This window comes from Dysgonomonas sp. Shenzhen-Wh21, from assembly GCF_043392705.1.
In the GTDB taxonomy this organism is placed as follows: domain Bacteria; phylum Bacteroidota; class Bacteroidia; order Bacteroidales; family Dysgonomonadaceae; genus Dysgonomonas.
In genome coordinates, this window is the sequence record NZ_JAIXHZ010000227.1 from 21732 (window position 1) to 40666 (window position 18935).

General features: G+C 39.4%; 17 protein-coding genes. 4 read left to right on the forward strand and 13 right to left on the reverse strand.

The window, feature by feature from the left end; translation table 11 throughout:
* Positions 1 to 68: 68 nt before the first annotated feature.
* The 6 genes from LDB17_RS15095 to LDB17_RS15120 form a co-directional block, all read right to left on the reverse strand.
* Complete coding sequence (locus LDB17_RS15095) at positions 69 to 851, reverse strand: Cof-type HAD-IIB family hydrolase (RefSeq protein ID WP_252639392.1); 783 nt, start codon at positions 849 to 851, stop codon at positions 69 to 71.
* 123 nt (positions 852 to 974) lie between these two features.
* Complete coding sequence (locus LDB17_RS15100) at positions 975 to 1397, reverse strand: hypothetical protein (protein WP_252639391.1); 423 nt, start codon at positions 1395 to 1397, stop codon at positions 975 to 977.
* Between the two features lie 274 nt (positions 1398 to 1671).
* Entirely contained in the window at positions 1672 to 1851 is a 180-nt protein-coding gene (locus tag LDB17_RS15105) for a hypothetical protein (RefSeq protein WP_393925124.1), read from the reverse strand.
* 276 nt (positions 1852 to 2127) lie between these two features.
* Entirely contained in the window at positions 2128 to 3450 is a 1323-nt protein-coding gene (locus LDB17_RS15110) for a hypothetical protein (RefSeq protein WP_393925125.1), read from the reverse strand.
* Positions 3451 to 3885: 435 nt separating this feature from the next.
* The gene (gene lptB / locus LDB17_RS15115) at positions 3886 to 4632 is read right to left on the reverse strand and encodes an LPS export ABC transporter ATP-binding protein (RefSeq protein ID WP_374043269.1); all 747 of its coding nucleotides are present in this window, start codon (positions 4630 to 4632) and stop codon (positions 3886 to 3888) included.
* Positions 4633 to 4722: 90 nt separating this feature from the next.
* Positions 4723 to 5742, reverse strand: coding sequence for a branched-chain amino acid aminotransferase (locus tag LDB17_RS15120; RefSeq protein WP_252639389.1), 1020 nt, complete (start codon positions 5740 to 5742; stop codon positions 4723 to 4725).
* Between the two features lie 252 nt (positions 5743 to 5994).
* On the opposite strand from LDB17_RS15120, the gene LDB17_RS15125 reads away from it, so the two are divergent.
* Positions 5995 to 6735, forward strand: coding sequence for a CPBP family intramembrane glutamic endopeptidase (locus tag LDB17_RS15125; RefSeq protein WP_252639388.1), 741 nt, complete (start codon positions 5995 to 5997; stop codon positions 6733 to 6735).
* A 466-nt stretch (positions 6736 to 7201) separates the two neighbouring features.
* On the opposite strand, the gene LDB17_RS15130 is transcribed toward LDB17_RS15125, so the two are convergent.
* Positions 7202 to 7840 (reverse strand): peptide deformylase, encoded by a 639-nt coding sequence (locus LDB17_RS15130; RefSeq protein WP_252639387.1) that lies wholly within the window; start codon positions 7838 to 7840, stop codon positions 7202 to 7204.
* 256 nt (positions 7841 to 8096) lie between these two features.
* On the opposite strand from LDB17_RS15130, the gene LDB17_RS15135 reads away from it, so the two are divergent.
* From LDB17_RS15135 to LDB17_RS15145, 3 genes are all read left to right on the forward strand, one after another.
* Positions 8097 to 8585 (forward strand): sigma-70 family RNA polymerase sigma factor, encoded by a 489-nt coding sequence (locus LDB17_RS15135; RefSeq protein WP_252639386.1) that lies wholly within the window; start codon positions 8097 to 8099, stop codon positions 8583 to 8585.
* Between the two features lie 9 nt (positions 8586 to 8594).
* Positions 8595 to 9203 (forward strand): hypothetical protein, encoded by a 609-nt coding sequence (locus LDB17_RS15140; RefSeq protein ID WP_252639385.1) that lies wholly within the window; start codon positions 8595 to 8597, stop codon positions 9201 to 9203.
* Positions 9204 to 9329: 126 nt separating this feature from the next.
* The gene (locus LDB17_RS15145; protein WP_252639384.1) at positions 9330 to 10247 is read left to right on the forward strand and encodes a TraB/GumN family protein; all 918 of its coding nucleotides are present in this window, start codon (positions 9330 to 9332) and stop codon (positions 10245 to 10247) included.
* 94 nt (positions 10248 to 10341) lie between these two features.
* Here LDB17_RS15145 and LDB17_RS15150 read toward each other — a convergent pair whose 3' ends face one another.
* From LDB17_RS15150 to priA, 6 genes are all read right to left on the reverse strand, one after another.
* On the reverse strand, positions 10342 to 10725 hold the full coding sequence (locus LDB17_RS15150; RefSeq protein WP_252639383.1) for a DUF2752 domain-containing protein: 384 nt from the start codon (positions 10723 to 10725) through the stop codon (positions 10342 to 10344).
* Between the two features lie 132 nt (positions 10726 to 10857).
* Complete coding sequence (locus tag LDB17_RS15155) at positions 10858 to 11415, reverse strand: CD225/dispanin family protein (protein ID WP_252639382.1); 558 nt, start codon at positions 11413 to 11415, stop codon at positions 10858 to 10860.
* Between the two features lie 158 nt (positions 11416 to 11573).
* Positions 11574 to 12269, reverse strand: coding sequence for a hypothetical protein (locus LDB17_RS15160; RefSeq protein ID WP_252639381.1), 696 nt, complete (start codon positions 12267 to 12269; stop codon positions 11574 to 11576).
* A gap of 12 nt (positions 12270 to 12281) precedes the next feature.
* Positions 12282 to 14168, reverse strand: coding sequence for a hypothetical protein (locus LDB17_RS15165; RefSeq protein WP_252639380.1), 1887 nt, complete (start codon positions 14166 to 14168; stop codon positions 12282 to 12284).
* Between the two features lie 216 nt (positions 14169 to 14384).
* Positions 14385 to 16769, reverse strand: coding sequence for a transglycosylase domain-containing protein (locus LDB17_RS15170; RefSeq protein WP_393925126.1), 2385 nt, complete (start codon positions 16767 to 16769; stop codon positions 14385 to 14387).
* 183 nt (positions 16770 to 16952) lie between these two features.
* The coding region (gene priA, locus LDB17_RS15175) for a primosomal protein N' (protein WP_393925127.1) at positions 16953 to 18935 on the reverse strand (1983 nt) is incomplete at its 5' end.

The window sequence follows — 18935 nt, forward strand, 5'->3', positions numbered from 1 at the left end:
GGAACAGTATTTCCTGAATTTAGGTGATTTTAGGTTTGAAAAGAGGTGGAAGGGATTTTCACCTCTTTTTACTTTATTACTCCAAAATGCCTTAATGCATTTGCAACGCCATTCTCGTCTATGTCATCGGTAACGTAGTCGGCCGCCGCTTTTACATCGTCGCCGGCATTTCCCATCGCTATGCCGATAGCCACGTGGCGAAGCATTTCTATATCGTTGCCTCCATCTCCGAAAGCCATCGTCTCGGACTTGTGGATGCCGAAATGTTCGAGAAATTTATCTATCCCTGTGCTCTTGTTTATCCCCTTGATATTTACATCGGCAAATGTAGGATGCCATCGGCTGGCATGGCAACTTACCAATGCCTCGTTCATTATTCTTTTTTCCAACGCATCATCTACATACAGGTTTACTTGTAGAACCTCTTGATCGATCATCTCCTCTAGGTTTCTTACAGGAGGCACATTTACCTTCACAAGGTTAGCTATCTTTTCCACATTGCTGTCTACATAGTTTACAAACGAACCTTCGTTGAGCATGAAGGCTAAAGGAAATTTCACCTCGTTTTGTTGATACTCGATCAGCGACTTCAGCTCTTCCTTGGGGATCAGCTTTTTGAAGATAACATCATGATCGGTAGTTACACAATACGCTCCGTTTACGGTTATAAAGCCATCAAACTCCAAGCCTCCCAGATTTTGTATCTGCTTTCTCAAGCGACCTGTGGCAAGGAAAACCTTGATGCCTTGTCTCTTTACTTCGTTAATAGCATCGATTGTAGATTGTGAAACCGAGTGTGTTTTGAAACTTAATAACGTGCCGTCTATATCAAAAAAAATAGCTTTTGTCATAATGTTTTAGGATAGATTGCAAAGGTAATGTTTTTGTAGTGATAATAAAATCGCAGGGTAGAGTCGGAAATAAAAAAGCGCCTGAATATCCAGACGCTTTTGATCTTGTATTATGAATAAATTTCAATAATAATTTGCGAAAACAATTGGGCGGGTACTAGCTGCAACTCCGTTTACTTTGCTGAGTAGCATTATTACTGTAGGGTAATTTGTTAAATAGATTTCGATAGGAGAGTATCCCTGAGGCAGATTTACTGTCATGTAAGTAACCATCGTACTCGTATTGGGCACATAGCAGCTCATATAATTTGACCAATCTATCACCTTATATCCGGCTGCACTGTACGAAAAAGAAGGATGCTTGCTTGTTCTCAATTCGAAAACAACAGTTGACGGCTGGCTGCTGTAAACATCAGCAGTCACTTTCGATTTGTCAGAACTTAGCTTGTCATTTGTGAAAAATACGTCGACTGACTGGGCTTTCAGGCTACTGCATGTAAGTGTAAATACAAAAACAGCGATAAATGTGTACAAAGCTTTTTTCATGATAACATAATTTAGCGTTAAACATAGAATTTTATGTGTTTTGAAATTAGTAATAATTGACTGGAAATAAGGCTGGTGTAAGCTCTGATATGACTTTTTGTAGGGTGTGATTCTTGTTAAAATATTGTCGTATAATTGTTTAGTAGTCTTTTATTTGTGTTGTAATATGACTTTTTTTAGACTGAGTATGGGCTTTTGGGCAAAAAAGAAGGAGCTGTCTTCTTAAGAACAGCTCCTTCTTTACTCGTTTATAAATAGTTAGGTATATTTTATGTTAATCATACATCGAACCCCACTCAGGATGATAATTACCTTCATTTAGATAAGCATTGTAAGTACTCTCTATTTTGAACTCTCTATTTGCATCAAACATTTTACTGAAAGAATATTTTTTACCATTAGTCTTATGTGTAATATTGAATGAAATATATACTTTAAATTTTCTATTACTCATATGATGATTTTTGTCTCCACTACCATTTGTTGATTCAAAATATACTTGTGTTTCATAATATAGTCCAGTATTCCCTGTGTAGAATTTAATATCCTCATATTTATTTCCGGAGAGCTTTCCATTTACAATGTAACCATAAGGTTTATTTAAAGGTGTATCTGGTTGACTTGTCCCTTCTACTAAAATTGTAGCCCAAGGTCCTGAAATATTAAATTCTTTTTCTATTTCAGGATTTAGTATTATAGAATAATTCTCAATGGAGTATGTAAAATAGAACTACATCCCAGCCATTCTTGTAGGAGCCTTTCTGTCGACATAGTAAATGCAACGATTAGAATGGACAGTTACTACAGGTGTTGTTTTTAAGTTCCATACTCCCAGAGGTTTATTGTATAATAGAGATTTGTCAGGACCTCCTGGTATTGCTAATCTCCTATCAGTCCATCCTGCAAGTATTTGTTCTGACTCCATTTTAATTTTAGAATCTAACTGTACTTTTAGATCTACCTTACTAACCTTATCTTGGTCACCGATTAAACCTCCAAGAAGACCTTTTAGCGCATCTACAGCAAGAGAACTTCCTGATGATATTATGGATTCAATTCCTTTTTTAGCACCGGATTCTAATCCGGAAGTAACCCATTTTGATGCATTACTTTTTATATTGCTCCAAAGACTTTTGAAGAACGGATCGTTCTTTTTTATTCCTTGATCAATTTTATCTCCTACATATCCACCAGTATTACTTGTCGCTGATATTGTATTTGTTAAAGTATTGTTGAACATATTGCTAAAGCTTACTGAAGGAGAGGATGATGAAGATGCTGTGGCTTTAATTGTACCAGTAATCTCTCCTGTAGTAGTAGCTGTTCCTTCTGTAGTGATTTTATTAATAGCTCTACCCATTATTGTAAAGAAATAGCTACTGTCTGAGATCGTTTCAGGGGCGTATGCGCATTCAATTTCGAAGGCATACCATGTATTATTAGCCAATCCTATCGATGTGAATTTACCATTGGAGAAAGTACCTTCAGTTGTTGAGATTGTCGCAGGTGCAGGGTCAGGTTTATCTGCTGGTAGAGGTGTATTTTTGTTAAAGTTCATCAAAGAGGTCTGTTTGTTGACACTAATTCCCCATACCGATTGGGATGATCCTTGATTGCCTGGGTCTGCAAATATATAGACAAAAAAACGTAAAATTCCTGTATACTTATTGTACAAACCAATATACTTATATGAATCTTTTTCTAATATATTACTATATACTAGTTCCCATCCATTTGATTTAGTATACATTCTTTTAGCTCCTGATACATGAAAGTTATGATCTATCCACTCGCTGGAGACGCCAGCATTAGGCGATTCTCTTACCCATGGAACTAAAATTCCTTTAACCAAATTCCCTTTTAGATCGATCATATTCAATCTTTCAGCCTCGAAATCGAAATAATTGTCAATAGAAGCTTTTAGTTTAGTTTCTTCATTTGTATTCTCCTGGTTTGAAGTGTTCTTCGAAATTTCTTCATTTGAACATGCTGTGAAACAAGCGCATAAAAATAGCAATAAAATGCATTTTGATAAAAATTTGTTTTTACTCATTTTTTTGTGATTTTAGGTTTAACAAGAGATTCTTAATTATTTATCGTTTTATAAACATTGTATGTCTTGAGTGTGATTTTAACATAGGTTTAGTTTTTGTAAAAATGGATATAATTCTGTGTATTCTTCTTTAGATTGGTATCTATTTGATTGTAAAAATACCTATTGTGATATAGAAATGCAACTTTAGTGTGTTTTTATCCCCTATTTTTAATTTTATTTGTTTTATTATGGTAGTTTGGCAGGGTGTAATGGTTTGGGTATAAGAGCTTTCTTGGAGGTAGTATTTTTTTTATAAATTTTATTTATATTGAATATCAAAAAGCGATCTCTGTGTGTTAACTTATATATATGTTGTTCTTATATTATCTTATTTTCAGCCATAAAAAAAGCGCAGATTATATCAATCTGCGCTCCCTGTTATTTTTTATTCTGCTATTTCAAATGTTCAAAATTGCGTCGTTTCAGTTGGAAGTCACGTCCGAGATATTTCTCTCTTACCGTTTCATTTTCAGCTAATTGCTCGGCACTTCCTTGGAACAATACCTTCCCCTCGAACAAAAGATATGCACGGTCGGTGATACTCAGCGTTTCGTCCACATTGTGGTCGGTGATGAGAATCCCGATGTTCTTATATTTCAGCTTTGCCACAATCTCCTGAATGTCTTGCACAGCAATAGGGTCTACCCCCGCAAAAGGCTCGTCGAGCATGATAAATTTAGGGTCGATAGCCAGACAGCGGGCAATCTCCGAGCGGCGGCGTTCCCCCCCCGATAGCCTGTCACCCAGATTTTTGCGAACCTTGTGTAACCCAAACTCATCGATGAGGCTTTCCAACTTCTCTTTTTGATACTCGGATGATGTTTTTGTCATTTCCAGTACCGACCGGATATTGTCTTCCACAGTCATCTTGCGAAAGATGGAGGCTTCCTGTGCCAGGTAGCCGATGCCATGTTGCGCCCGCTTATAAACAGGGAACTTGGTTATCTCCGTGTCGTTGAGGAAAATCTTGCCTTCGTTGGGCATCACCAATCCTACGGTCATGTAGAACGTTGTGGTTTTCCCTGCACCGTTGGGGCCTAGCAAGCCGACAATCTCGCCCTGCTTCACATCTATAGAGACATGATTTACGACAGTACGCGACGAGTATCGCTTTACAAGGTCTTCGGTGCGTAGCACCATTCTCTCGGTGGGTTGTATATTGTTATCTTCTGCCATTATTCAATTACTATTGTAGACAAGCAAACAAGTTGTTAGAGTATGGATACCCGATCAGTCGAGAACTGTTACCCAGCCGTGTGTGTCGGGTTCGTCGCCCTGCTGTATCGCTCTCAGCTTGTTGTACAGCTTGGTGCTTACAGGGCCTGCGTTACCATCTTTAGATATCACATACGACTTGTTTTCGTCCAGATCATCTACTCTTAATATCGGGCTGATTACGGCAGCTGTACCCACTTGTCCTGCTTCTTCGAATGTCGCCAGTTCGTCTTCCGGTATCTGACGGCGTTCTACCTTCATTCCCATATCTTCGGCCAGTTGCATCAGGCTCTTGTTGGTGATAGAAGGAAGTATCGAGCTCGAAAGCGGTGTGATATATGTATTGTCTTTTATTCCGAAGAAATTTGCAGGGCCGCATTCGTCCAGATATTTCTTTTCTCTGGCATCGAGATACAGAACGGCAGAGTATCCCATTTCGTGTGCTTTGTGTCCTGCCACGAGGCTGGCTGCATAGTTGCCACCTACCTTTATTGTACCTGTACCCAGCGGTGCTGCACGGTCGTATCCTCGCAGGATGGCAACCGGAGTAGGTTTAAACCCTTCCTTGAAGTATGGGCCTACAGGGGTAACAAATACGAGAAACATGTATTCGGCAGCAGGTTTTACGCCCACCTGCGCACTTGTGCCTATCAGTAGCGGACGGATATATAAAGAAGCTCCGCTTCCGTATGGCGGAACAAATTTTTCGTTCAGTTTTACAGCTTTTAATACTGTTTCTTCAAAAACTTCGACAGGAAGCTCGGCCATCATAATACCATGACATGAAGAAATCATACGCAAAGCATTATCGCGCATTCTGAAAATTCGGATTTTCCCGTCTTTACCTCTAAACGCTTTGAGTCCTTCAAATGCTTCTTGTCCGTAGTGGAGGCAAGTGGCAGCTATATGAATGTCAATACTCTCAGAAGTAGTTTCGGTTGGTGTACTCCATTTTCCATCTTTGTAATGGCTTCTTACATTATAATCTGTCTTCATGTACCCGAAAGACAAATTAGACCAGTCTATCCCATTCATGTCGATAAAAGTTTAAATCAATACTTTCGATAAATTGTTTATATCACAAAAGTACAATTTTCATCGATATTCAGGCGATGTTTTTTCTTATTAAGTAAATATTTAAGCTCATTTTTCAGATTTTAGGGATTTCTTCTTTTCGGGATGATATTTAAAATGTATTTTTATTGCCATGCTCAGAAGTGAAGAATCTTATGTCAGAATAGAAAGAGATGCTTCATTTATACTTTTAATCGTAATACTTATTTAGATATGGAATCACTACACAAAATATGGTCACGTTATTTCAACTATAATTGGCAATTTGGTCTTGCGCTAATTCTGCTGTTTGGTGTTCCTCGTTTTATTCTGGTGTTGGATGCGAACATGTCGGGCGGATATGGCACAGCTTTTATCATCTTTTTCATCATGTGGTTCACCCCTTTTATTTTTCTCACTCGCAAGGGCAGGAGAGAAATTGGCTTTAAGCGCCCTAACAATTACCTTCGTTTGCTTTATTCTTTTGCCTTGGGCGCATTGGCGTGCGGAGCTATATACGGGCTGTTTTATCTTTTGTATGGCAACACAATCAGCAATTCGCTTGTCTATATCTCTAAAGCCAGCACGTCTGTCGTGTTGGACGATAGTCATCGGCTTATCTTCTTCCTTATTGCCGCTATACCCAGTATGCTATTCAGCCCTATCGGCGAAGAATTTCTGTACAGAGGGGTAATACATGGCAGCTTTGTTCCCAAGTTTGGTGAAACAAAGGCTTCTCTCTTCGATAGCCTCGCTTTTGCATTAACGCATCTGGCTCATTTCGGAATCATTTTTGATGCAGGTGTGTGGAAATTGCTTCCTGTTCCGGCACTGTTGTGGGTACTGTCAATGTTTGCTGTCAGTCGACTGTTTTTTGCGTGTAAGCAGATGTGTGACTCTATATTTGGAGCTGTGCTGTCGCATGCCGGATACAACTTTGCGATGATGTACTTCATCTTTTATCACATCCTATAACTTATTTTTTTGCCATTATAAATTCAATACGTCGATAATATTTCTTTCTCTACGAGGATATCTCCAAATAGCGAAAACGCTTTTCCAATGCCCTTTCTGCTGTAAATATTTATAAATGTTTACACCTTTTGTTGCTTCTTGAGGGGAGTTTTCGAAACATAGAGAGATGATCGGTAATTTTTAGTAAACAGTTTTTATTTTCAAAGAATACATTCGAAAAAAGAACTTTATATAATTTGCTTGTGTGGAGAAAAGTTGTGGTCAGGATTTATAATAGTTAACATAAGTGCAAAATGAATACTATACTTTTGCTTCGCGGTCTTACTTTAGACGGCGATTATGTTAACTTTCTAATCTTAATACGAATACATACAAAACTATATTCGTCAAAAAAAGAGTAAATCATTTCCTTGATTTACTCTTTTTGCTTTTGTGTTGTCGATTGTTTTTTCTTCAAATGGCAGCATCAATCCTCTTTCTGAACCTCAGGAGAAACGGCAGTAGCCAGTCTATCGGTAAACAATATACCTTGCAGATGGTCGTACTCGTGCTGAAATATCACGCCCGTAAAGTCTGCGCCACGAGAGCCGCCGCTTAGTCTTTCTTTTATAAGCGTTCCGTTATCGTCGTAATACTCCACATCTACCCATGTGTAGCGATTCGTTGTGCCCGATAGTTCGGGTACGGAAAGGCATCCGTCTCTTTCGAAGAGGAATGTCTCACCCGAATGACCTACAATACGTGGATTGATGGCTACTTGCACAGGCATCCCTTTTTGGTCGATACGCAAGAAAAGGAACAGGTTGCGCCCGATACCCACCTGCGGAGCTGCGATGCCTACTCCCGACTCTACGGCAAGTGTCATTTGCAGGCGGTCGATAAGGAGTTGCAGGTCTTTGTTGGTTGCAATGTTCTTCGCATCCAGATCGATGCTTTTTTTTCTGAGGAAAAGAGAATCTCTTTGGTTGTCGGTTTGCAATACTCTGAACGGAGTATCTGCACTTCCGCTATTTATCAGTGATTTTTCGTTGCTTGTCATAAACTTAACAGATTTACACGCGGATATGCTAAACAAAATAATCAGCAAGTATACTATCTTTTTCATTCTATCCGATGTTTGCATTTTTTTGCAAAGATATGAAAAATGGATAGTACATAACAAAAAATATATCTTACAGTAGAGGCTATTCTTGTAGCTACCCGAATTGAGAACATGCCCCTAGCAACAAGCTTTTACATCCATTTTTTTGGTTACCGCTTCATATTTTCATCATCTATTCGTGATTAAACATTAAAAAATTCCTAATATTGTGATAAATCGCACACTTTTGCGACATATATAATAAAGCGACTTCTAATAGATGAAAGAAACGAAGGAAAGGGATGAACAATTCTTAGAGATGATACGCCAAAACGAGGGTATTATCTTCAAAGTAGCCTCCTTCTATGCCGACAAAGAGCATCCGATCGGCGATCTTTATCAAGAAGTCGTACTCAACCTATGGAAAGGGTATCCGTCGTTCAGGGGCGAAAGCAAGTACTCGACCTGGATATATAGGATTGCGCTCAATACCTGTGTGTCTTTTTATCGCAGGAATAGAATTAATGTTTCCTATGTAGATATATCGACAGATATTCCCGACGTGGTAGACAACAATGAAGAAATACAAGAATTGTACAAATTAATCAACCGTTTAGGGAAAATCGAACGTGCCCTTGTCTTACTCTATCTCGACGATAAACCGTATAAGGAGATAGCCGAAATCACAGGGCTTTCTGTGACAAATGTGGCAACCAAGCTGAGCCGCATAAAAGATAAGTTGAAGCAGATGTCGAATGGACAAAACTAACCAAATTATATGGATCTCGATAGCATAAAAAAAACGTGGCAAGAAGCGGATATAAAGCCGACAATCGATGAATCAAAGATTCAGAAAATGTTGGATAATAAGGGGAAAAGCGCTTATGCAAATTTATTGAAGTATGACAAGTGCTTTCTGTGGCTGCTCATACCTTGTGTGTTTGCAGGAGTCTTGTTCTATTGTATGCATCCTCTGCCCGGTATCCTTTATTTTGCATTGCTTATCCCGGCATTTTTCTGGCAGCTGTATAAGATCAGCTACCTGAAGAAGGCGGATGTGTCTAAAATGGGAATACTGGAAATATCGAAGGGGGTGACACGCTACAAGAAATTCTTGGTGTACGAAATTATTATAGGAGCTGTGTGGATAGTAGCTTTCTCGGTGTCGTATATATATTATGGTCTGCCCAGTATGTTTCCTAAGCTGATGGGGCGATATTCGTCCGACGGCGAGTCGTCGTTTATGCTCTTGTTGCTTATCTTTATGATTGCAGCTACGATGGTTTTCTCTTTCCTGATCTATAAATATTTGTACTTGAATAATATAAAGAAAATACAAGATTCGATACGGGAAATAGAGGATTTTGAGAAAGATAATGTTGACTAAATAATAAGAATATCCTCTTTGTCATATTGAAAGGAGTAAATAATCTCTTGCCATAAGAAATGCTTCTAGTCGTCAGCATGATAAATATAAATAACCTTTGTAAGAAACTTAACGAATAAATGTAATATGAAAAATCTGGTCGCAACATTTTTTGCACTGATACTATTTGTAGCTGCTACCACGCTCACAGCTCAGAACGAAACGAAGTATGATAACGCTTTGCTTTGGAAGGTTTCGGGCAATGGGCTATCAAAGCCTTCTTATATACTAGGTACACACCATCTGGCACATGTGAGCTATGTAGATAGCATTCCGGGGCTAAGAAGTGCCATGGATGCTACCGAACAAACGGTGGGCGAACTTCTGATGTCTGATCAGACAGCGATGCAGGCCAAACTGCAACAGGCGGCGATGATGCCGGCAGGCGAGAGCTATGCAGCTTTGTTGTCTCCCGACGACTATTCCAAGCTGGATGATGGGCTGAAAAAGCTTTTCGGTGTTGGTCTCAGTCAGTTTGGACAACTCAAACCGGGTATGCTTTCTATGTTGTACACCATCACGTTATATACAAAGTTTTATCCCGAGTTCAACCCGATGGCACACGAGGCTATCGATGGATATGTACAACGCATAGCTACCGAGAAAGGAAAAACCGTTGTTGGTCTCGAAACTGTCGAAGATCAGATTTATGCTCTGTTCGATGCCGAACCGTTGAAAGATCAGGCTGTTTCATTGGCATGCTATGTCGTGAACAGCGACAAGGCAAAAGATATGTTGGATAAACTGAACTCATACTACAAGGCAGGGCAGTTGACAAATATGTACAACCTTGCTTTTAATAATCCGGACGATCCGTGTGGTGTATCACAAAAGTCGCAAAACGCTCTGAATAAAGACCGTAATGATAAGTGGATCGCAAAACTTCCTGAGATAATGAAAAATAAATCGAGCCTCATTGCCGTAGGTGCGTTGCACCTTGCCGACAAGGACGGATTGCTGGCTCAGCTTGCTGCTAAAGGATACACAGTAGAAGCTGTGAAATAAAAGATATACTTTATTTTCTTCCCCCTTCATTAGATTCACTCTTTTCTATTGGAGGGGGAAATTGTATCCCGTGGCTTGTTATCCCTCTTATATATTATGAAAAGCTGATATTCCTCCCTATCCAGAAAAGCACAATCAGTATAAGAACTAGAATGATAGCCCTTTTTCCGAATAATGTCTTCCGTGCGGTCGGATATTTTTCTTTACCGCCAAAGTATTCGAAATAAATTCCAATGATAAGATAAGGAATTGCCGGTATTAAGAGGGGATTACTTGCAAATGCATCTTTCAGCCTAAAGTGTAGTAAATGATGTATGGCTCGCTGCGAACCACAGCCCGGACAGTCGAATCCTGTGAGCTGATGAAAAGGGCATTGCGGAAAATATGCCGATTCTGCGGGGCTGAACACAAAGTATATAATTGCGGCAAGCAGTAGTACGCAGCTTATCACAATAACTCTGGTCAGATATTTCGGCATTGTTTTTGGATTTTAAGTAATTGATCAAAAATAATGAAGTATTTGTTTTATTGCAAAAACGCTGTGTTACTCTTTTTACTCTGTGGTTAAAAAATGGATAAGAGCGAATGCGACAATAATTCCTTTTATAACTTAATACTGTAGCAGTGCTGCAAGCAAACCTAAAATGAACAATAACATATAGATAACAGGCAAGAATGCAATACCCCATAGCGTCCATAGTTTGGCTTTGCGTGATGCTTCTTGCGAAGCTTCATATTCTCTCTTGCCATACAGCGTTTCTACCTTCACGGCATAAAATATTCCGACAAGGCTTATCGGCGAACAACAAAATATAGTAAGCAATATCGATTCTATAAGCCAATTCTTGGGCATGGGTATTATGCCATCCCACTTGTGCTGATCGTCATATTGGTATCGCTGCCCGCTGTTATATGTCGGGTTTTGTTTATCCTGCTGCTGTCGTATTGGAGGAGGTGTCTGCTGCTCTTCTCTACGGTCTTGCGGTACAGGGGCTTTTGTGTCGAAAAGAAAATTCAGCTCCTGCAAAGTTCCGGCTTCAGCCCAGTCTGCCATCCCCGAACGCCAAACGATTGTTTCGGGGCTGATATTCTTACGAAGTAACTCGTTTGAAGTAAAGGGGCCGCATTGCAACTTCGATATATCATCGATGTAGTAATATTTCAGCATAAATTTATTTCATCTTAAAAAATAATATAGATCTTATATCTATATAAGAATATTAAAGAAAGTAATAAATTTTCATTCACCCAATAAATTGATTGAATAGAATAAAAAATAAAGTAGATACTAAAAAAGTACCTACTTCCATATTTTTGTCTTATATCTTAAAATGGTAATTTGTACGAGACTCCTCCATTTAGGCGTAATCCTGACCAATCCACTTTATAATCTTTTATCTTAGCCCCTATTTCAAAATCATACCCACCTGCAATATGTATTCCTATTCCGTACGGTAAATTGAGATTTGCTCCAATTTGTGGTAAGATGGAAAAACCTGTTGTATTATGTTTGTTCATTTTAAATTCGTCATCTATATCTTCCAATTTATTATTAACCTTGATGTGTGCTTTTGTATCAAAGTTGCTAAATGTCATTCCGGGAGATAATTCTCCATGGAATGAAATATTTACCTTTTGTCCTAATTCGACTTGGAAGAAATGATAACGATACAATAATCCGAACCTATATCCATTTAAAATCTGTTTGTAAATCATTTCCCCTGAATAGTCGGAATAGGCAAATCGTCCAGCTGTGGTCAGGTATGTAAAGTTGGCACCCATTTCATGTTTTTTTAATGTATATGTTATTCCTATATTATGGGTGACATAATTAGGGAAATTATCTGTAGTCGCAAAATCCAAAGGATATTTCAACTTTACAAACTCTTCCATGATACCGAGCAAAGGCTTCATATCATCCATTTTATAATCACCATAACCAACCGAATATTCAATTTTTATCTGAGAGTTTGCCGAAATTGAAAGTATACAAACAAAGATGATTAATATATATTTCTTCATTAGAGTAATCGTTTATTTTGTTATGTTAATGTAATAGTCCCTTACAACCAGGTGGTTATTTATAAGTCGTGCGTAGTAATAATAAAAATTCAGATTCGTTGTAATCTTGAATATTACTTTGTCGTAAGTATCATTTAAAATATTCAGTTGAGAATTGCTGTTGAAATCTTTATCCAAGTATAATATATTTCCAGTAAATGAATCGAAGCAAATAAATTCACCATCGAATGTTGCTATTTTATTTAAACTTGGAATTTCATAAATTGAAAATTTATTATCTATAGTTTGCATCACAACATGATTCTGCCTTTTAGGGTTGAATACAATATTGTTTACGCGGCTATTCGTCTGATGTTTTATTAGATTAAAATCTCCATTTTCATAACTATACAGCTTATACCAAGTATTATCTATTCGTAAGTAATTGAAAATATATTTTCCGTCCGGAGATATCGCTGGCCTGAAGTCTGTCCCTGTACTTTCTCTTTGATTATTGAGTAATTTGTTTGTCTTTATATCATAAATCCGATTAAGCTTTCTATCATTATTGTTTATAATAATCTTATCATCATCAGTTAAAAAGAATACAGGAAAATCATCGGTTGAAAATGTTCCCAACAGTGTGTTTAATGTATAATCAGAATATACATATATTTTAGGGTCTGTAGAACGGTCGTTAATGCGACAATGAATAGCTATTCGCCCGGTTGTTGGGGATGTTGTGAACTCTTCTGTATAAATGTTATACCCGAACGAAATATCTGCGTTGTTTTGAATTATTAAGGATTCTTTATTGTATGCACGAAAACCAAAATGATTTTGGTCAGGACGCATAGCTAAAATATAATTGTTTTTTACATCTGCATTGAATTGTATATGACGGGCATTTTCTTCATATTTTTCACCAAAGAATTTTTCCTGAAAATAGTTTATTATTTTCGGGTACTTTTCATAATTATTGAAATCAGCATGAAGGGGTAAGATATATAACTCATAATATTGAGTATCAGACATTGGGAATGTCGGTCTTAAAATAGATACTTCACTAGTTCCTTCCTTGATATTTATTACCTCATCTCTCCATTTAAGAACGTATTTACAGGCTATATTATTGGGATTATTCCATTTGATTTTCAATTTAAAAGGTTCAGCGGAGCTTGTTGTAAACATGCTGCTGGTGAATTCATTGTATTTTACTGTATAGAAAGCCTCCTTATCTTCTATTTTGTTAGATTTATATTTTACTACGATTCGAAATGTTTTACTACCATATACATAACTATTATCTATATATGAAGTCTCATCAGGATTCGTAATCTCAGCAACAAGTATTTCATCGAAGCTATTATAATGATAAATCTTGTAACTCTCAATTTCCAGACCTTCAATATTGGGTTTATCCCAATATAATTCTAGATGTTTATTATGATTTACACGTTGTTTTATATCTAATTTTATATCTGGATTAACATATTTGACAGAATAGTTAAATTCGAATTCACTTTTCTCCCCTCCTAATATTTCCGCAAGACTCCCTGTTCCAGATGTAAGTTTGACTTTTAGCTTTAATGTACTATTTATATTTTCTGGCACATTATAAGGATGTAAAAAAATGTATCCATTTGAAACATCCATGAGCTGATTATTCAAATAAAACTCTTTATATACGATTGTGCCTGAAGTTATATTTAGTTTATATGTTAAATAAGTAGGAGCATATATGTATATAGGATTCCCCTCCGGGATATCAGCTAGATTAAATACTACTGAGGCATTTTTCTCTGGAGGTGTCAACTCATGATAATTCATTTCATTATTATCATACTCACATGCATAAAATAAGAATAGGCTAAAACTAAGAATAAGTTTTAGGCAACGATTGAAAGATAATTTTACCATCTAATTTAATATGATTTCAATATTCTATAAATACAATATTAGTTTTTATGTATTTATCTATAGTTTTTATGTTAGATTCGGGGCAAATATAAGGAATATAAATTAAAAGATACAATTTTTATCAATTGGCGTTTATTATTTATCTTTTGAAAATAACTATTTTATCATTTGTGTATAATAAAAAAATAGCCTTTCATAGAAAGGCTATTTATATTTTTACTTAAACATTTCGTCTATCTGAGCCGGAGGCGGTGCATCCTGAACCTCTTCGTCGCTGCTCTTGTCGCAAACGCCATATCCCGGTACACTCTCAAACTGGTCTCCCTGACTATAACCGAGTCGCTTGTCTGCAAATACTTTTTTGAAGAACAGACCTACTATCGGCAGTGCCATGCTGGCTCCCTGTCCGTCAGTCGTACGGTCGAAGTGTATAGAGCGGTCTTCTCCACCTACCCAGCATCCGGTAGAAAGTTTAGGAGTGAATCCCATAAACCATCCGTCGGAGTTGTTTTGTGTTGTTCCTGTTTTTCCTCCCATTGGCGCTGTTATGCCATAGTTGCGTCTGATGCGTCCGCCTGTACCGCCATCCACTACTCCGCGAAGCATGTCGAGCATCTTCACATACGTGCCTTCGCTGAACACCTCGTCCATCTTCGGAGCGAAGGCTGCATCGGCTATTATATTGCCAAAGGCGTCTTCGATGCGGGTAACATATACAGGGTTGGAACGTATTCCTTTGTTAGCAAAAGAGGTGTAAGCGGCAACCATTTCCGACACAGACACATCGTGCGTACCCAGTGCCATAGACACCACAGGGTCTATGCGTCCGGTGATACCAAACGAGTGCAACATCCGTGCAAAGGCATACGGTGTGGTACGTCCCATGAGGTAAGCCGTAACAAGGTTGTCGGAGTTTTGCAGCCCCCATTTGATGGTGACCATTTCGCCAAACATAGAAGCTCGTCCACCTCTTGGAGTCCACTCTTTACCTGTTTCGGTAACGAGGGTTTGAGGCACATATAGCATCTGGTCGCAAGGCGTCATTCCGCTTTCCATCGATAGGGTGTAGAGGTATGGTTTGATGGTGGAACCTATTTGTCGGCGTCCCATGTTCACCATATCATATTGGAAGAACTTGAAGTCTATTCCTCCCACATAAGCTTTTACATATCCGTTGTGGTTGTCCATCGCCATAAAGCCCGAACGCAGGAAGCTTTTGTGATAGCGTATAGAGTCCCAAGGAGTCATTGTAGTATCCACTTCTCCTTTCCAAGAGAATACTTTCATATCTACAGGCTGCTTGAATATCTTTAGTATTTCTTTTTCGGACATGCCTTCATTTTTCAGAGCCTTGTACCTGTCGCTAATCTTCATGGCACGATATAGCAATGTGTCTACATCTTTGGCTACCGAGTACGAGAACGGAGCATACGAGCGACCTCTCTTTTCTTTATCGAAGTCGGGTTGCAGTTCCTTGCTGAGGTGTTCTGCCATCGCCTCTTCGGCATACTGCTGCATGCGAGAGTCAATCGTTGTATATATTCTCAGTCCGTCGGTAGAGAGGTTGTAATTAGAGCCGTCCGGCTTTTTATTCTTGTTGCACCATCCGTATAGCGGGTTTGTTTCCCAGCTGATAGAATCGAGCGCATATTGTTCCATCTGCCACGAAGCGTAATTCGATTTCTTCGGTTTTTTGGCAGTCATAGCCATACGCAGATACTCTCTGAAATAAGGAGCGAGCCCGTCTTTGTGGTCTACCCGTTTGAAGTCGAGTTTCAGTTCTGTTTGTATCAGTGAGTCGTATTGTTGTTCGGTAATGTAATCGCTCTTGTACATCTGTTCCAATACCACGTTCCTGCGACCTTTTGTTCTGTCGGGATATCTTCTCGGGTTGAAGTACGAAGGGTTTTTACACATCCCTATCAGGGTAGCGGCTTCTTCTATCTTGAGCTCTTTTGGTGTTTTGTTGAAGTACACCTGTGCAGCCGACTGTATCCCTACAGCGTTGTATAGGAAGTCGAATTGATTGAGGTATAAGTTTACTATTTCTTCTTTTGTATAATATCGTTCCAGTTTTACGGCAATAACCCATTCGATGGGCTTGCGTAAAAACACACGTTGAACCCAGTTTTCGGAAGGAGGAGAATAAAGCAGTTTTGCCAGCTGCTGAGGAATGGTACTACCCCCACCGCCACTTTCCTGCATCAGGATGCCTCTTTTCACTACGGCTCTGAGCAATGCGTATGCATCAATACCCGAATGTGAATAGAAACGTGCATCTTCGGTAGCTACCAACGCTTGTACCAGATACGGAGAAAGATCTTCGTAGTTGGAATATATACGGTTGTTTTTTGCAAGGGAATATGTGCCCAACAGTTGTCCATCGGTAGAATATATCTGAGAGGCATATTTGTCAATCGGGTTTTCTAACTCTTCTACATCAGGCATATAGCCTATTGCTCCTATACTGATAAGGGCAAATGTGATGGTGAGTACTCCGATGAAGCAGGCAAACCCGATCCACATCTTTTTTATGATGGTCTTCGGGGTGCGTTTTTTATTTGTCTTATTATTCCTTCTTTGTTTTTCCTTCTCATTCATAAGTGTATGCAAGTCTTTTAACTTGGCGCAAAGTTATATAAAACGTTTCAATAATGCAGATAAAAAAACTTAAATGCTTTTCAATAATTCTTGTTATGCTCAGTAGCGGAAAGCGTTTTTTATATTTGGCGGGAAAAGATACTTCATTCTGTTCAGGATGATAACCTAACAGCGGACGTAAACCTACATCGGATCAACATCGTAGTGCAACAACAGTGACTTGAACGCCGGATTGGCAAATACAAGGGACTGGCATTGGAAAATACCTTCACGAACCTTCTGTATCGATGCCTGATTTTCGATTTTGAGCATGATGTGGCGGATATACAACGACTGTATACGTGATACCGGCGGCTTGCCCGGTCCCAACACACGCTCGCCAAAGGTGGTGCGCAAGGCTGAGGCAAACTCCCGTGCTGCACTGTCGGTGAGTTGCTCGTCTCTGCCACGTACTACAATGTTTATCAGACGGAAGTAGGGTGGATAACGGAACATTTTTCGTTCTTCGGCTTGCAGTTCGTAAAACGATTCATAGTCGTTTCGCCTTACAAAGCTGATCAACGGACTACCCGGATGCGAGGTTTGGAGGAATACCAAGCCCTGTTTATTTTTACGTCCGGCACGTCCGCTTACCTGTGTCATGAGTTGGTACGCTCGTTCGTATGCTCTGAAATCGGGATAGTTGAGCATATTGTCGGCGTTGAGTATCCCTACAATGCTTACATTATCAAAGTCTAAGCCTTTGGATACCATCTGCGTACCGATAAGTATATTGGTTTTGTTTTGTTCAAAGTCGGAAATAATACGTTCGTAAGACCGCTTCCCTCGTGTGGTGTCTAAGTCCATGCGGGCAACCGAAGCTTCGGGAAAGAGTTCTGCAACTTCCTCTTCTATCCGTTCCGTGCCATAGCCCAGCATGTCGAGCGTAGGAGTCTTACAATCGGGGCAAACGGTAGGCACTTCGTATGTTGCTCCACAGTAGTGGCATACCATCATGCGCTGTCCTTTGTGATAGGTGAGGCTTACGTCACAATTTCGGCAATGCAATGTCCACGAACAGGTTTTGCACTCGAGCATGGATGCAAATCCGCGTCTGTTTTGGAAAAGTATGATCTGTTCTTTTTTGCTCAATGCCTCCTTCATTTTGTCGATGAGGGGAGGAGAGAGGAACGATTTCATTTGTTTTTTCCTTCTCAGCTCTTTGGTGTTAACGACTGCTATCTGTGGCAACTCGATGTTTTCATACCTCTTATCCAATCTTACCAGTCCGTACCTTCCCGTAAGGGCGTTGTTGTATGTTTCGAGCGAAGGGGTAGCCGTACCCAGCAGCGTTTTGGTGTTGAACAGTGAAGCCAATACAATGGCGGCATTGCGTGCGTTGTAGCGGGGAGCAGGGTCTTGCTGCTTGTACGAGCTTTCGTGTTCCTCGTCTACAATCACCAGATCTAAGTCTGTAAAGGGTAGGAATATCGCAGAGCGTGCCCCTAAAACAACTTGTATGTCGTTGTTCTTTAGTAGGTTGTTCCATACTTCGGCTCGCTCGTTATCGTTAAACTTGGAGTGATACACCGCAAGTTTGTTGCCAAAAACGGCTTTTAACCTGTCGGTTATCTGGGTGGTGAGAGCAATTTCGGGCAGAAGGTAAAGCACCTGCTTGCCTTTCTCTATTGCCTCCTTTATAAGTTGGATATATATTTCTGTCTTTCCGCTCGATGTAACGCCAAAGAGCAGAGTTATGTCTTTTTCTTTGAATGAGTCTTTTATCTCCTCAAGGGCTTTTTGTTGATGTTCGTTCAGCTCCGATGCAGCATCTATATTGGTATCGCCATAGTCGAAACGGCTGACTTCGTATTCGTACGTTTCGAGGAATCCTTTTTTCAGCAGTTCGGACAGTACGCTAGCCGAAGTATCGGCTTCTTCGAGCAGTGTTTTCTTTAGCACAAGGGGAGCCTCGTCCTTCATAAACAGGAATGTAGAAAACAAGTGCTGTTGCTTTTTTGCCCTTCCCAGCTCGTCCATTATCGCATTTAGCTCATCTTCGCTGTATTGGCGGGTGAGGCGTATGGCTGTTTGGCTCTTAGCGGTATATGTGTCTTGTATGTTTTCGCTGATGTATGCCGCTTTTTTATCTACCAACGCTTTTATGGCAGTGACGGCATTCGATAT